18 protein-coding genes are annotated in these 15,583 nt (G+C 42.5%); 13 read left to right on the forward strand and 5 right to left on the reverse strand.

From position 1 onward, the window contains the following. Positions 1-7: 7 nt before the first annotated feature. On the forward strand, positions 8-199 hold the full coding sequence (locus V7K42_RS18110; protein WP_334918437.1) for a hypothetical protein: 192 nt from the start codon (positions 8-10) through the stop codon (positions 197-199). Positions 200-204: 5 nt separating this feature from the next. Here V7K42_RS18110 and V7K42_RS18115 read toward each other — a convergent pair whose 3' ends face one another. Continuing rightward, positions 205-336, reverse strand: coding sequence for a hypothetical protein (locus tag V7K42_RS18115; protein WP_334918439.1), 132 nt, complete (start codon positions 334-336; stop codon positions 205-207). Positions 337-488: 152 nt separating this feature from the next. Further along, positions 489-701, reverse strand: a complete 213-nt coding sequence (locus tag V7K42_RS18120) for a type II toxin -antitoxin system TacA 1-like antitoxin (protein ID WP_334918441.1) — start codon at positions 699-701, stop codon at positions 489-491. A 203-nt stretch (positions 702-904) separates the two neighbouring features. Here V7K42_RS18120 and V7K42_RS18125 point away from each other — a divergent pair, with 203 nt between their 5' ends. The 8 genes from V7K42_RS18125 to V7K42_RS18160 all read left to right on the forward strand — a co-directional run bounded on the left by V7K42_RS18125 (position 905) and on the right by V7K42_RS18160 (position 4,699). Further along, on the forward strand, positions 905-1,048 hold the full coding sequence (locus V7K42_RS18125) for a hypothetical protein (protein ID WP_334918443.1): 144 nt from the start codon (positions 905-907) through the stop codon (positions 1,046-1,048). A gap of 13 nt (positions 1,049-1,061) precedes the next feature. After that, complete coding sequence (locus tag V7K42_RS18130; protein WP_334918445.1) at positions 1,062-1,214, forward strand: hypothetical protein; 153 nt, start codon at positions 1,062-1,064, stop codon at positions 1,212-1,214. A 14-nt stretch (positions 1,215-1,228) separates the two neighbouring features. Beyond that, the gene (locus V7K42_RS18135) at positions 1,229-1,843 is read left to right on the forward strand and encodes a hypothetical protein (RefSeq protein WP_334918447.1); all 615 of its coding nucleotides are present in this window, start codon (positions 1,229-1,231) and stop codon (positions 1,841-1,843) included. After that, the gene (locus V7K42_RS18140; protein WP_334918449.1) at positions 1,833-2,186 is read left to right on the forward strand and encodes a hypothetical protein; all 354 of its coding nucleotides are present in this window, start codon (positions 1,833-1,835) and stop codon (positions 2,184-2,186) included. The genes V7K42_RS18135 and V7K42_RS18140 overlap by 11 nt, the downstream gene beginning before the upstream one ends. Continuing rightward, a complete protein-coding gene (locus V7K42_RS18145) occupies positions 2,186-3,322 on the forward strand; it encodes a hypothetical protein (RefSeq protein ID WP_334918451.1) in 1,137 nt (378 codons plus the stop codon). The genes V7K42_RS18140 and V7K42_RS18145 overlap by 1 nt, the downstream gene beginning before the upstream one ends. Before the next feature lie 14 nt (positions 3,323-3,336). After that, a complete protein-coding gene (locus tag V7K42_RS18150; RefSeq protein WP_334918453.1) occupies positions 3,337-3,819 on the forward strand; it encodes a hypothetical protein in 483 nt (160 codons plus the stop codon). Positions 3,820-3,837: 18 nt separating this feature from the next. Continuing rightward, positions 3,838-4,056, forward strand: coding sequence for a DUF5131 family protein (locus V7K42_RS18155; protein ID WP_334918455.1), 219 nt, complete (start codon positions 3,838-3,840; stop codon positions 4,054-4,056). Between the two features lie 94 nt (positions 4,057-4,150). Beyond that, entirely contained in the window at positions 4,151-4,699 is a 549-nt protein-coding gene (locus tag V7K42_RS18160) for a polynucleotide kinase (protein WP_334918457.1), read from the forward strand. A 5-nt stretch (positions 4,700-4,704) separates the two neighbouring features. Here V7K42_RS18160 and V7K42_RS18165 read toward each other — a convergent pair whose 3' ends face one another. Continuing rightward, positions 4,705-5,808 (reverse strand): hypothetical protein, encoded by a 1,104-nt coding sequence (locus V7K42_RS18165; protein WP_334918458.1) that lies wholly within the window; start codon positions 5,806-5,808, stop codon positions 4,705-4,707. Positions 5,809-5,924: 116 nt separating this feature from the next. Between V7K42_RS18165 and V7K42_RS18170 the strand changes: the two genes are divergently transcribed. Next, entirely contained in the window at positions 5,925-9,866 is a 3,942-nt protein-coding gene (locus V7K42_RS18170; RefSeq protein WP_334918460.1) for a DUF2157 domain-containing protein, read from the forward strand. 307 nt (positions 9,867-10,173) lie between these two features. Further along, positions 10,174-11,121 (forward strand): aldo/keto reductase, encoded by a 948-nt coding sequence (locus V7K42_RS18175; protein WP_334918462.1) that lies wholly within the window; start codon positions 10,174-10,176, stop codon positions 11,119-11,121. A 54-nt stretch (positions 11,122-11,175) separates the two neighbouring features. On the opposite strand, the gene V7K42_RS18180 is transcribed toward V7K42_RS18175, so the two are convergent. Then, positions 11,176-12,621: a RecQ family ATP-dependent DNA helicase gene (locus V7K42_RS18180; protein WP_334918464.1), complete on the reverse strand. Its 1,446-nt coding sequence runs from the start codon at positions 12,619-12,621 to the stop codon at positions 11,176-11,178. 155 nt (positions 12,622-12,776) lie between these two features. Between V7K42_RS18180 and V7K42_RS18185 the strand changes: the two genes are divergently transcribed. Next, positions 12,777-13,214, forward strand: coding sequence for a GNAT family N-acetyltransferase (locus V7K42_RS18185; protein ID WP_334918466.1), 438 nt, complete (start codon positions 12,777-12,779; stop codon positions 13,212-13,214). 282 nt (positions 13,215-13,496) lie between these two features. Continuing rightward, on the forward strand, positions 13,497-13,721 hold the full coding sequence (locus V7K42_RS18190; RefSeq protein WP_334918468.1) for a hypothetical protein: 225 nt from the start codon (positions 13,497-13,499) through the stop codon (positions 13,719-13,721). A 213-nt stretch (positions 13,722-13,934) separates the two neighbouring features. On the opposite strand, the gene V7K42_RS18195 is transcribed toward V7K42_RS18190, so the two are convergent. Continuing rightward, positions 13,935-15,539, reverse strand: a complete 1,605-nt coding sequence (locus V7K42_RS18195) for a 2-isopropylmalate synthase (protein WP_334918469.1) — start codon at positions 15,537-15,539, stop codon at positions 13,935-13,937. Between the last annotated feature and the right edge of the window lie 44 nt (positions 15,540-15,583).

Below are 15,583 nucleotides of genomic sequence, written 5' to 3' on the forward strand. Positions count from 1 at the left end.
GAAAGTTGTGACTAAGGATTTTTTTAGACCGACTTTTAATATTCAATTGTCAAAGTTCAGCAAGAAATGGCCTGTGGTAAATACCACAGGTTTTTGTTTTTGGGGCGATCGCTCTTATCCACCAGACAGGTGCGATCGCCTATGGACGGATGATAATGGGCGGAGGCAAGTGGTAATCTCAAATGCGATCGCTTTGTAAAATCATCAGACAAGGATAAAGGTTGTATCTTTACCTCTGCCTACTGAGCGAGGCGATGCTAACGTATGTAAGCTACGCAACCGGGTAAGGGTTTCACCATAAATGGTGGGCTGGTTGCGATCGCCATTCACATTCACAAGGATTAACTTGTTATCCCAAAATTAACACACTATCATCACAATAGACAAACACATTAAAAGTAGTAAACCCGCCTAATGGTTGGCGGGTTTTTCTTTGAGCATATTTTTCAGATTTTCTATCAATTGCCTGAGAGAGTTATTCTCTTCTCTCAGGCGGCTATTTCCCCCAGCACTACTTCCTCCAGTTTTTGAACTCGTTGCCTTAGTTCTAAAATTTCGCCTGTCTCTACTTTGTTTCCAACGTATCGGTCGATTAAGTCTACTAGTACGTCAGTAACATTTTTGCCTTCGTCTTTGACCTTCTGGAGAAGAGCATCTTTTCTTTCAGGTGAAATTCTTATATTTATTCTTGTTTCAGCCATATTACTTTCTCCTTTTCGTTGTTATTCAACGCTATTAACGGAATCTCTGTATTAACAAGTGTACTCACTAAGAGCTAATTTTGTCATCCCATATGGGTTGACAATAGGGATGACAACGGGATAACATAGTTATACAGACACCAAAAAGGCGATCGCCTCCCTGGAAAGTTAGCGATCGCCTTTACCTCGTAAAAGGCACAACCATGATAACAGCGATCCTGATTCAAGATAACGACTTAACCCAGCCTTGGGTGTTGATTCAAAGTGGTGAAGAGATATTTAGGGCAAACACAAATATTAAGTGTCATCGCCACGCAGCTTGGAAAAAGATTCAGATTATTGAGTAGTTGCGGAGGTTTTTTGAGTGGGAGCCGCTCACTCAATCGACAACCACAACAGTTGTCATCTTACAAACTCTCACGCCGGGAAACCCAGACGCGCGAGGTTTGCGCTATTCACCAAAAAGGCGATCGCCCACCCGCAAAAGCGGCGATCGCCTTTCGTCCCCATTAAGAGGCACTACAACAATGAGACTAACATTTAAATCAGTTCAAGAGCAAGCACAAGCATCAGGGCATCAAGTAGAGGAAATAGCGCAACAAATGGACTTTTTAGTTCAACCCGCTTTTGTTGGTTATGAGATTTCTTGCAATGGACAGGTGCTAGGTTTAGCCAAGAAACTGAATGAAGTGGTTAAAGTTTTGCCCCAGTATAAAGAGGCGATTTTCAGATACGAGCAATTAAAGCAATCGGCAGCACAATCCGAACCAGTCGAAGAGCAGATTGACGATTACCTCTTCCACGAGCAGCCCGCCAATTTACCCGTAATTGGCAATACTCATTTTATTGGTAGCTTCCTTCTGCGTTGCGCCCAAATAGGGGGAGAATACGCCGTTGTGTGGGACGTGCATGATGAAAATAATCTGATGATGGGTGAAATCAAAATGGATTGGAATTGTTCTTGGTTTCACACCATGAGTCTCAACACCTTTGCGACTCCGCAAGAAGCGGTTGTTGATTTACACCAATCGCTTCAAGAATTCAAGCCTGTTGCAATGCTCCTAGACAAGCCTTTTGATGAACTTACCTCCCAAGACTGGGAGCGGATTGGAGCGTCTGAAAGAGAATTGGTTGCAGCTTAATAAAAATATTAAGTTAGACACCTGTTCAATGCAGGCGATCGCCTTAAATCAAAAGCGATCGCCTCTGTCTGGAAAACTTATTGGCGATCGCCCTATCCACTCATACCAAGTGAATACAATGAAGCTTATCTTAGCATTTGCGTTGCTGGCAATACCTAGTACCAGTTTAGAAAGCCAATTTCTTGCGGCCAAATCTCTAAAATCTGATGTTCATCCAATTCATAGAGGTGGCGATCGGAGGGAAAATCAAGAATATACCCCACCAAATACTGGACACCTGGATTGCGATCCTTGCTTTGTTGTGGGACTAGATTTAAAAAGTAGGAATTATCAAGGGGCATAATGACAATGGCGATCGCAGGTTTAACAAATAAGCAGGAATTTAACTCTTTGGGTAGAGTTGAAGTCAAAGTATTCAAAGGCACTCGTAAACAGGTAAAAGTTACCAAAGATAATAAAGAATATGAGGGGTATGGGGAAGATTTAGGCTCAAAATTGCGGATAACAACTGAAAACAAAACTGTCCAAAGTGTATTAAAAACGGCTTACGGCGCACCAGACAATAATGGAGATTTCTTCACTGAGTCGCTGCGGATTTACCTCCCCTTTGATGAAGTTGAGCAAACTTTTGCAACTTCCATGTCTGCTTACAAGGGGTCGGGATTGGAAGTAAAGTGTAACCGCGTTAACATTTTGCAGAAGTGTGAGATGTTGACCGATAGCAAAGGACAGTACAGAAATATTGTTGATTGTGAAAATACCCCATGCCCCATGCGTGATAAGTCGCTATCAATGAAGTGCCAATACGGGTGCAACGCTGAGGGAAATTTAGTTTTTTACGTAAAAGAGCTACTAGATAGGGACTTGATGATTGCGGGGCGTATCTCCCTGCATTCACTAGAAGACGTTAGTTACGTTGATGGAAAGTTGCGGGAATTTATTGAGGAATTGGGGACAATTACTAATTCTCCGTTTCCCTGTTTCCAGTACAGGCATAAAGTTCCATTCATTTTGAGTCGCACTCAGGTAAAGATCAAATCTCCCTTGATGGACAAAGGATTGAGGACTGGAAAAAAGGCAGATAGACCATTTTGGGCAATTTCGTTGCAGGTTGATCCAGCGTACATGGAACTACGCCGTGCTTGGTTAGAGCTTGAGGAACGAACCAGAAGGCAGCTTCCTGTATCTGAATCGGTGATTAGGGGTTTACTGCGGGGGGATGCCTCAGTCATTAACTACGTTGATGATGCGATTGATGTTGAGGTTGTGGAGACAAAAATACTGCCTCACAAAGATTCACGAATACTGCCGTCTCGTGCAGATAGAATGCGCGATCGCATCAACGAGTTGGTTGCTCAATATGAGGAATTGACGGGCGTTGCGTACAACCTGCCCGATTTGGATGCGATGACTGAACAGGCGATCGCGGAATTTGGAAAAGCTTTGAAAAGTGATTTAGATGCAATTAGAAATATTTAACAGTGAGTAGTAGAATGACGAATAAATTTGAGTGGCTAATTTACATACCACAAAACTTCAATTTTCAGAAAAATACAGTTTTAAACAACCCGACTTGGGTAGCAAAATATCAAGGACTTGAGGATGAAGATTTAAGTGGTGATTGGGTTTTTCGAGGCGTATTCGATAAAGAATATGCTTTACCAAAAAATAAAATTGCAGACAAGGAATACATTATTTACAAATGTATTTCCGTTGCTTGCAATCATGGGATTACAGCGTTTGCAGTGATGGATGATGAGTATTTTTTAGGATGGTTTCAACGAGAAATAGTAACACCTGAAGAGCCTTTGGGATTCATGATCGCAGCAGCAATTATTGATATGCCACCAGACGAAGATGATGTAGAAACTCCTGTTTCCGATTCTAGTGTGACTCCAGGCTTATCAGATTTTTTTAAGGCTAGTTACGACAAATACTATTCACAACCAAAAAAAGCGAAAACGAAAGGAAATTAAGTAAGGAGTTAAAGCAATATGAGTACTAATATTTCTTGGACTGATGAAACCTGGAATCCGATAGTTGGCTGCTCCCGTACTTCATCGGGATGTAAGAATTGTTATGCATTTACAGCAGCAGCATCCGCAAGGCTCCAGCAATTTCCCCAGTATCAAAAAGTGAAAGATTGGGATGGAACTGTTGAATTTGTAGAATCAGCGCTACTCAAACCTTTGTCATGGAAGAAGCCTAAGTGAAACTCATTGACAAGAAGGGTGGAGATATTTCAGAATTTCCCCCAGATTTACAAATTAGACAATTCCCAAATATTTAAAAAGAAGTGGAGTAATAATGAAAATACTTTTTGTTGATATCGACGGAACCCTAACCGAAACGATCGGTGGACACGCTTTCAAACAGTCGCCCACTGACGTAAAAATCATTGAAGGGGCGGATAAGGCGATCGCTCACTTTGCTGATTTAGATTGGCTAATCGTGGGAGTTTCTAATCAAGGTGGATGCGCTGCCATTAACCCAAAAACAGGTAAACCTCGAAAAACAATTGAGGATACTATTGCTGAAATGCAATTCACCCTTGAACTGCTACCACAACTATCAGCAATTTATTTTTGTCCTGATTTTGAAGGTGACAATTGCTGGCGAGTGTCATCACTTGACGCTTATGAAATTAGCGACAGAGAAACACAACTGATAGGGGAATTTCGCAAACCAGACGCAGGGATGCTAAAGCTGGCAAAACTGTTTGTAGAAGATGGCAGCTCAGATGTAATTGAAATGGCAATGGTAGGCGATCGCCCTGAAGATTTAGAATGTGCCTCTGCTATGGGGTGCAATTTTCTATGGGCTGAACAATGGCGTAAACAATTTGGAGGTGGCTGATAGCTTTAAGGTGCTTCACCATCAAACCGGGCGATCGCTCTTTCCACTGCCAAGGAATTAGTTTTTTCGTCAATATGCCTCTGGTAAGTTTTTAAGTGTTCTACCACCGAGTGTCCCATAAGTTTGGCAGATGTAGTGGGAGGAAGTTCAAAAACCACACTAACTCTAATAGCATAAGCATGACGGAGATCGTAAGGAGCAAGTGTTGCTCCTATTTTTTTGAAGTGATATTTCAGGGATTGGTAAACTAACCTCCCCAGTTCTTGGTATTCTGATTTTTGGGTTACAAGTTTTTCTTGCTCCCAAAGTTTCCACCGAAGGGCCCACTCAGGGTAAAAAGGCAAGACGATACGATCGCCTGTTTTACCCTCCGAAATATGACATTTGTAGGGAGGAAAAGGATCAATTTTGGCAAAGAAGACTTCATGCGGCCTCAACCCATAGTTTGCCAGCACCCCATAAACCCATTGCCAACGGCGGCTAGTAATCTGTTCCCTAATAGAGGCGATCGCCTCATCAGTCGGCAAATTTTTAATTGTACCGATGGAACTGTATTTTCCCTTATAGGGACTCAAATCAACATCAATCCCTGCAAACTTAGCCAATTTGATGTAACTTTGGGTAGTGCGGTGTCTAGTCCAAGTATTGATAGGAAGAGTTGATATAGTTTTTAAAAACAATTCCCCGGTCAACTGAGCTTTTAGTGGAAGTCTATTAAATTGAAATAAATAATGCTTCTCCCAAGTGGTAAGGGTAAAATTTTGCCGCTTCACTAAAAACTCTTCCTTGAAAGCTTCTATCCAATATTCACAAGTAAATCCTTGCTTTAAATTTCCACCAACCCAATTCTCCCAAGGAAATATCTGCCCAGATTTCCACTTGATAATATCAGATGCTAATTCTATTGCCTTACCTTCTGCTGCTTTGAGACCGGCAGGATTGGCGTACATTCCTAGTGCTATGTCTTGTTGATATGCCTGATTTTTTTTGCTACTTGGACGCGGCGGCAAGGTTGCTCTAAGGCTCAAGGTATCTCCCCTAAGCCTTAAAGCCACACCTGTAATACCGGCTTTAAGACGTTTATTTATTGCTTCTATTGAATATTTCACCTAAATTTGCCCTAACTATCTGGGACAATCTAGGACATTTTAGGATATTCTGGGACATTCAAGATATCCCAGATTGACCAAGTTAAAAGGCAGATCCTTATTTTGCAACGTTTTTTATGGAAAATACTGGCCCGCCCCTTGAGCGCCCGCTAAAATTTGAAATTAGACTGCCAGACTCTCATCCTCAGTTACTAGAAGGACTAGATATATGGCTGCGTTTAGGTTTGATATCCGATACCCAAGTCAAGGAGCTATGTCGAGAGTTTCTGGTGTGTATGGTGGTGTCGCAACCCCAGTCTGAAGCTAAAACAAAGGTAGTTTTTATAACTCCCGATCCCGTGCAGCAGTTGCCTGTAGCAGCTTTACAATCTAGTAGCCGCAGACGAACGCAACAAAAAGCATCTGAACCCAATTTTCTCAGTAGAATATTACAGTCCTTGGGGGCAGAATTGAGTGTCCGGTGGCTGCTTTTTCTAGGTGTATTCCTGGTAGTAATATCCTCTGGGGTACTGGCTGCAAGTCAGTGGGAAAAGTTTCCTGCTTCTGGACAGTATGGAGTTTTATTTGCTTATACTTTGAGTTTTTGGGGGTTAAGCTTCTGGGCAACTAGGCAAAACAACCTGAGATTGACGGCTCAAACTTTACTGATTGCCACTCTTTTGTTAGTTCCAGTGAACTTTTGGGCAATAGATAGCTTTAAGTTGTGGCAAAATCCTGTGGATTGGATTGTAGTTGCGATCGCCTGGCCTACTCTCACAGCTATAACTGTTTTACTCTCCAAAAATCGGACTATTTTTCCCAATTTATATCCTGGCAAATTACCTTTAGCAAATATTCTGGGGCTGAGTTATCTGCATTGGGGTTGGCAATTAAGAGGATTTCCTTTAATTGCCGTTTATGTAGCAACGATCGCTACAACCATCATTAGCATTTATCACAATCTCTACCAACGTCAAGGAGATAGAAGCGATCGCCGATGGTTAAGTATTAACTTACCTGCATCTGTGATTATTTATGCTCTAATAGTGCTGCTAGTGCGGGCGATTTTTGTTGCTAGGGTAGATATAACGCAATTAGGTTTAGCCATCGGTATTTGTGGCTGGCTAGTCACTTGGTTAGCAAAGGAGAGGGGAGAGAGCAGAGAGGAAGCGGCAGGGGGAGCAGAGGATGTAACTGTAATATTCTCCCCATCTCCCCCATTTCCCTCATCTCTCTTCCTCTGGGAAAAACTTGGTGGTATTCTACTCTTCTTGGGTTGGCTGGTTTCGGTAATAAATTATCCTTGGCAAGCCATAGCTGTCAGTGGTTTGGGTTTATGGTTTCTGGGAAGTCGCTTGCGGCGATACAGTTTAAAGCTAGACTTCGCTGCGGTTTTCGTTATTGGCTTACAGACAGTTTGGCTAGGTTGGCGATTAGTACCTGATAGCTTACAGAAATTAGCGATCGCAACTGGCACTCAACTCACAAATTCTCAAAATGAACCCTCGGCTTTGCTGGGTGTAGCTTTATTTCCCTACATAATTTTGATGGTAGCGCTTACAGATAGCCTACATCGCAGCCAAAAGCGAGAATTAGCTAAATTTGGCGAACTGCTCACCCTTTTACTTGGAGCTTTTTTAACAACGATCGCTATTGTAAATCCGGTATTGCGATCGCTAAATCTGCTATTTTCCACCATCACTCTGGCATTCGTTACTCAACGCCGTTCCCCCTCATCTCTTCCCCTGGTATATCTAACTCACATCATGGGAGTGCTGACATTTTGCTCTACCATTAATTGGCTGGCACCAACCTTGAGTCAACAAGTCTGGGCAAGTATTTTATTAGCTCTGATGGTTGCAGAATGGCGATTTAGCGTAGAAGAAGGACTATGGCAACGTAGTGCATGGGATATCGGTTTAGGGCTAGCCGCCGCTAGTTTTTTACTATTGTGGATAAATGCAGAATCATCTTGGTCTGGTGTAGCTGATAGCCACGCTTATTTGGGAGCCTTATGGCTAGTTACGCCTATAGCTCTCACGGGTGTTGCCAATTGTACAATAATCGAGCGGCGGACTACTACTCGTTACTTGAGTATCTTGGCTGTAGGAGTTGCCCAGCTACTAACTTTACAGGTACCAGGAAGCAGATTAATCGGTTTGGCAGTAGGTGCGGGACTGATGTTCGCAAATACCCGCTCTTTGCGGAACCAAATATCTGCGGTAATTACAGAAGGATTTGCTCTGAGTTTCATAGTGGCGCTGCTGTGGACGGGTGTACCTGGTTTACCTCGCCTCGCGCTAGCAGGTTGGTTTGTTGTCGGAGCGATCGCAACTCTAAGTTTATGGTTAGCACGGACAGCTTTGAGCCGACGCGGTAACGAATTAGCCCTTCTCTATGCAGCCGCTAGCGATAAATGGGCGATCGCATTGTGTGGTTTTGAGTTGTTTATTTTGACGCTACACTCAATACTAATTTACTCAGGGTTTATTACTTCGGGATTTTTGTACATAGCGGCCACTGCGATCGTATTGACAGCTATTGTTTATCGCAGTTGGCTACAACCGACAAATTGGGCATTTTATGGCATCGGTTGGTCATTGGAATTGTTGACTGCCCAGGTGTTGGGATTTGGGGAACGCTCAACTGTTAAAATTGCAATCGCAAACATCGCCTTGGGTTTAATCGCTCAACTTGTCGGTGAGTGGTGGCGACGACGACATCAATTAGAAAAACTTCCTAGTAGCCTCCACATTTTGCCCTTAATTTATGGTGCATTCAGCGTATTGCTGCGTTTGAACGCCTTCACCGAGTGGACTGGTTTGTATTCCTTGGGTGTAGCTTTTATTATCATTGGCGTGGGGCGACGGCGCGAGAACTTTAAACCCCTGCTGTACTTAGGAATTATTGGCGTATCCATTTCTGCCTATGAACTTTTGTTCTATCAAATGTCACAAGCTTCAGGAGGAGCGTTAGGTGATGGATTAATTGCCATGTCTGCCCTTGGTGCCAGTATCATGTATGCTTACCGCATTCTGTCGCCAAGGCTAGTCAGCTACTTACGCCTAACTCCCCAAGAACTAAAAGGAATCGCCCATATTCATTGGGTTTGGAGTAGCTGCTTATTAATGGCTGCGATTCCTCTTCCCATTGGAGTTAACCGTTTGGTGGGATTGGGAACTGGGGTATTTTTGATTCGTTATGCCATCTTTCAGGGACGAAATTCGCGCACTTCCCCCAATATCTTGGGAGGAATCACAATCGGCGAGATGTGGGTTTACCTTGGCTTATTAGAGGTAGCCGGCATGAGGATTTATTGGCGCGAGACAGCAGTTGGAAAATTTTGGGCTGGGCCGTTAGTTCCTTGGAATGGTGCGATCGCTTGTGTGGTAGCCTATTTTCTGTACATCCTACCTTGGAAAAATTGGGGTTGGTCTAAAAAACCTTGGCAGCAAGCCGCTTACATCATTCCACTGATAATTTTATGGGAAACCAGACTGCAAACTTACCCCATTACCTTAGTACTCGCAGCTGGATTTTACATTTTCTTAGCAAAGGTGGGTGAAAACATCCGTTTTAGCTATATCAGTGTGGCATTGATTGATTGGGCACTTTTCCGTTGGTTTGATTCCTTACGCCTGACTGATTTTTTATGGTATGTAGCGCCAATTGGGTTATCACTGCTTTATATTGCTCAAGTCGATACTCAACTCAGACTACCAGAGTACAAAACAGCCCGCCATTTTCTGAGAGTACTAGGTAGTGGTTTAATTTGTGGGTGGGCAATTTTATTTCATCAAAATACTGCCTGGATACCTGAAATTTTCAGTCTCATCGCCATTTTTGCCGGATTAGCTTTGCGAGTGCGGGCTTTTCTCTACATTGGTACAGCCACTTTTCTAATCACTACAATCTATCAATCGGTAATTTTCAGCTTGCAGTATTCCTTTTTAAAATGGATTGTTGGCTTACTAGTCGGCATTTTACTGATTTACATCGCCGCCAACTTTGAAACCCGTCGCACTCAAATAACTACCTTAATTCGTAGCGCCGTTGATGAATTTCAATCATGGCAATAAAGGCAGAGAGTTTTTAACTGTTTTATGGTCGAAAAATTCGCCCTTGATTTTGGATGATTTTCTATGATAGTCTGCATTTATCTTTTGTAATCTACGGCTAATCTATTTTATTGCCGTACTTTGATGTTGATTGTATTTATTACTTTGCAGTCAATAGACCTCTTGCAAAAATCCTTGAATCACCCCTCCCCGATGTGTTAGGGAGGGCGCAAGATTTCAAGTTTCCCCCCAATATATCGGGGGGATTAAGGGGGGTCTATTCGACTTATGCAAGAGGTTTAATAGATAAAAAGGAGTCTAAATATCTATGGTAAGACGTAAACTTGGACGTTCAGAGTTAGAAGTATCACCCCTATGTTTTGGTGGCAACGTATTTGGCTGGACAATTAATGAAGATACTTCATTTAAGATTTTAGACCACTTTATTGCGGCTGGAGGTAATTTTATTGACACTGCTGATGTCTATTCCAAGTGGGTTCCTGGGAATCAGGGTGGAGAGTCTGAGACAATTTTAGGCAAATGGCTTAAGCAGCGTGGGAACCGCGAACAAGTAGTGATTGCAACTAAAGTTGGTAATGATTTAGGTATTAAAGGTAAAGGGCTTTCTCGCAAGTATATTCAACAAGCTGTTGAAGACTCATTACAAAGGTTACAAACCGATTATATCGATCTGTATCAATCACATATCGATGATGAAAGCACTCCCCTTGAAGAAACTCTTGAAACCTATGGGGAATTAATTAGTCAAGGAAAAGTGCGTGTAATTGGCGCTTCAAATTATAGTGCATCTCGTCTAGCACAGGCATTGCAAATCAGCCAGCAGCATGGATATCCTCGCTACGAGAGCCTTCAGCCTCGTTATAATTTGTATTCTCGATCCGACTATGAGCAGGATTTACAACTTCTCAGCCAAGAACAGGGAATTGGTGTGATTAACTATTCCTCTCTTGCTAGTGGCTTTCTCTCTGGTAAATATCGCTCAGAACAAGATTTGTCTATTAGTGCCCGTGGTAATTCTGTCAAGCAATATTTAAATGCTCGTGGTTTCCAAATTCTAAAGGCGGTTGATGAAGTAGCAAAGACTTATAATTCTACTCCCACCCAAGTTTCCCTGGCATGGCTGATTGCACGTCCCACTATTACTGCTCCGATTGTGAGTGCAACTAATATTGAGCAACTAAACGATATCATTAAAGCTATAGATCTCAAACTTGACCCAGATGCGATCGACCTTCTAAATCAAGCTAGTTCTTAGAACAGTTGGTGCTTTAGCGCTAAAGTGCCAACTACAAACAGTCCCTAACATGACTTATTGACGGCAATTATCGCAATGTCCGCAACGCCAATTAGCTGCGTCTTTGTCAAAACCAAAAGCATTTAACAAAAATTGCCAACGACACTGCTTTGTAGTTAGGTATTGATGCATTTGTTTAGCAGCATGTAATTGCGTCGGTGGCTGATTTCCCGCTTTTTGAGCAATGGTGTAATGGAAAGGATCAAGCCAGTTTAACTGACCACTGCTGTGGAGTAAAGCCAACGCCGTAGCACCGTCAGGAAATTGTCGGGTTACTGCATTCACTTCTCCCTGCTTTGGTAATTTTTTCACAAGTTGTTGCGCTATTTGTTGTTGCGATCGCATTTGTTCGTGAAAAAACTCCTGTCTTTGCTTATCCCCTGAATCTAACCACCCAGTAGGTTCACTCACCAATGTCAACGCCTCTGCTGGTTTCCCATCCCTTCCAGCCCGGCCTATTTCTTGCACATATTCAGAAAGCAGATGTGGTGCGTGAAAATGGGCTACCCAGCGAACGTCACTTTTATTAATCCCCATACCAAACGCACAGGTACACACCACAAAGGGTATTTTGCCACTTAACCAGCTTGCTTCTACTGCACGGCGTTCGGTTGCCCCCAATCCTGCATGATAACTAGCTGTAGCGTAACCCATCTCTGCTAACCATTGGGCTAAATCTTCGCTATCTCTCCGAGTGCGAACATAAACTAACCCCGATTGTTGCGGTCTATTTTGAATAAACTTTAATAATTGTTGTTTCCTACCTCGTGGTGTCCAAGCAATGCGAACGCTGGGATGCAAATTCGGACGGTAAGGATTCAAGCGGAAAATCTCTGGTTGGTGTAATTGTAAAACTGTTTGAATAATTTTTTGGGTTGAGGGGTCAGCAGTAGCAGTAAAAGCGGCGATACTAATTTTTGTTCCTGGTGGTTTTGATTTGAGCAATGCCGGACGCACCGCCCCTAATCTGCGATAAGCTGGGCGAAAAGTATCACCCCACTGCACTAAACAATGAGCTTCATCTAAAATCAAACCGTTAATTTGCAATTGCGGCTGACATAATTTTTCCCACACTGGCGCACTGAGCAAAGTTTCTGGCGATAAATAAAGTAATCTTAGCTGTTGACGTTCCAAAGCTTGCAGAGTTGCACGGCGTTGAGATGAAGATAATTCACTATGTAAAAGTGCTGCTTTTTGCTTGCTTTGTAGTAATTCCTGAACTTGATTTTCCATCAACGCCACCAAAGGTGAAACTACCAAAGTTAATCCTGTTTGTAGCAGTGCGGGAAGTTGAAAACAAATCGACTTCCCACCACCTGTGGGCATAATAATCAGCGCATCTTTCTGTGCCAATAAACTGCTGACAATTTCTCCCTGTGGTGGACGGAAATCTTCATAACCCCAAATTTTTTGAAATGCTGCGCGAACTTCTTGCCAAGATTTTGTTGGAGGCTGATTCATAATCAATGGTAGATGTACCCATATCCTTGAACACTGAATATAGCCTCTGTTATCCAACTAATGGTTCAGTAATTTCATCATCTCAGGCTGCAACGCACTGACTATAAAAATGAATTATAATTAATTACTATATATCAAATAGAAGATCCAGCTATATGAACGAAGAATTAAAACATAAATTTTACATTAGCACCGATAAATCTAAATTAGATATTCAAATGATTCATGCTTTTTTACAAATTTCTTACTGGGCTGAAAACATCCCATTAGCGACTGTGGAAAAATCAATAAACAATTCTTTATCTTTTGGACTTTATGAAGATAATCAGCAAGTTGGCTTTGCAAGAGTCATCACTGACTATGCAACTTCTGCGTTGTTAAAAGATGTTTTTATTCTGGAGCCTTATCGAGGACAGGGTTTAGGAAAATGGTTTATAGAATATATTTTGGAATATCCAGAGCTGCAAGACGTTCAAAGGTGGATGTTAGGGACAAAAGATGCTCATGGACTTTATCGCCGTTATGGATTTAAAAATTTGACCGAGCCGGAAAAAATTATGATGCGTTTAAATCATAATTGCGATCGAGTGTGAGAGTTGCTTAGAGGTTCTTTGAAAAGTCATGATTGATGTATCAAATATTTTTTACCCCACCCTAACCCTCCCCGATATATTGGGGAGGGAACCAAATTGTTCTTGTTTCCCCCCAATACATCGGGGGGATTAAGGGGGGTAAGAATATGATTAAAATTACAGCAAACTACTTTTCAAACAACCTCTTAGTACAGCTTTGCGTAAAAGCGTAGCGTTTTTAATGCAAGCCGACGCATTAACACCGATCAAAAATTTTTTGACGCTTGTAATCGTCTTTCTCTGATGGTAGGTCAAAATAATATCACTGTTTTGCTGGCGAAACTTTATGCTGAACAGTTAATTGCCAGTAGAGAGGTTGCATCTAATATTTCTGCGTTACCAGAGAATATTCCTAATTTGATGCTGGGTTATATCAATGAACTCAATCGTGATGTCACAGACGACCAATTTGACGATCGCACTGTTCATCAAGATGCCAAAGCGATCGCTTGGGGATGTTTGCAGTAAAGTTATCAACCAGGTACTACCAAGCGTGCAGATGCTATTGTTGCATTAGGTTTAGGTATTGATGACCCGGAAGCACACCTCGATTATCTGGAAAAGCGCCTGCACCTAATTCAAACTATCGGTTCTGCTAAAGATAGAATCCGTTTTTGCCTCGATCCTTAGCTAAAAATTAGGTGCGGTGCTTTGATGATGAGCAGGTTGACAGCTCCGATCTCAGACTTTTTGTGCAGTTGCTTTCTCTGGCTTTTCTTGAGTTTGCAATGCAGCATACAACCTATTCAGCGCATTTACATAAGCTTGCGCTGATGCCACGATGATATCTGTGTTCGCTGCATGACCAGAAAACACTTTAGATTCATAACGTAAACGAATCGTTACTTCGCCAATGGCATCAATACCACCTGTTACTGACTGCACAGAAAACTCAATCAACTCGTTGGGTACATTCACTACCCGGTTGATGGCTTTGTAAACTGCATCCACTGGCCCAGTACCGATCGCAGCATCGGTTAATTCTTCCCCTTCTGGGGTACGCAGGGTGACTGTAGCAGTGGGACGGGCGTTGCTACCACAGGAAACTTGCACCAACTCTACTCGGAACAAATCGGGTGCTTGTTGGATTTCATCGTTAACGATCGCTTCCAAATCCCAATCAGAAATATCTTTCTTTTTATCTGCTACTTCTTTGAACCTAACGAAGGCTTTATTCAACTCAGTATCCGACAGTTCAAAGCCCAATTCTTTTAAGCGGGTGCGGAAAGCATTTCTCCCTGAATGTTTGCCCAAAACGATTTGATTGTCTGTCAAGCCAATCAATTGGGCATCCATAATTTCATAAGTGAGTCTGTTTTTTAACACACCATCTTGGTGAATTCCCGACTCATGGGCAAAGGCATTGGCCCCAACGATCGCTTTATTTGGTTGTACCAACATACCCGTCAAATTGGAAACTAAGCGTGAGGTTTTGTAAATTTGTCGGGTGTCGATATTTGTCAGGGAGTCTTGAGATTCTTCTGGTCTGCCAAGATAAGGGTTAAAATATTGCCGACGCACGTGCAACGCCATTACCAATTCTTCTAGGGAGGCATTTCCGGCGCGTTCCCCAATGCCATTGATTGTACATTCTAGTTGCCGTGCGCCATTTTTTACGGCTTCTAAGAAGTTAGCAACTGCCAAACCTAAATCATTGTGACCGTGAACGGAAATAATCGCTTGGTCGATGTTGGGGACATTTTCAATAATGCCCTTAATCATTGCTCCAAATTCGCTAGGGGTGGTGTAACCCACAGTATCGGGAATGTTAACTGTTGTTGCACCCGCTGCGATCGTTCGTTCTAACACTTGGTAAAGAAATTCTGGATCGGAACGAGCCGCATCCATCGGCGAAAATTCGACATCTGTCATGAAGGACTTGGCATAAGCTACCATTTCTTCGGCGATCGCTAGCACTTCTGCCCGTGACTTCCGCAACTGATACTCTAAATGAATATCAGAAGTCGAAATAAATGTGTGAATTCTGCCCTTTACAGCTGGTTTTAATGCTTCTGCGGCTGCTTCAATATCTGCTTTAATGGCTCTTGCCAAACTGCAAATTACTGGACCATTTTCTGTCCCGACAATTTGGGCAATCTTACTGACTGCTTCAAAATCTCCTGGACTAGCAAAGGCAAATCCTGCCTCAATTATATCCACACCTAGACGCGCCAGTTGCTTGGCAATAACTAGCTTTTCGTCTATATTCAGAGTCGCTCCTGGACACTGCTCTCCATCTCGCAGTGTAGTATCAAAAATGATGATTCGATCGGTTTTATTTGTCATTTGCGGTATGTTGTTTAATTTTTACTTGTGGCTCAATATATCTT

This window comes from Nostoc sp. (assembly GCF_036917455.1).
Classification (GTDB): Bacteria; Cyanobacteriota; Cyanobacteriia; order Cyanobacteriales; family Nostocaceae; genus Nostoc.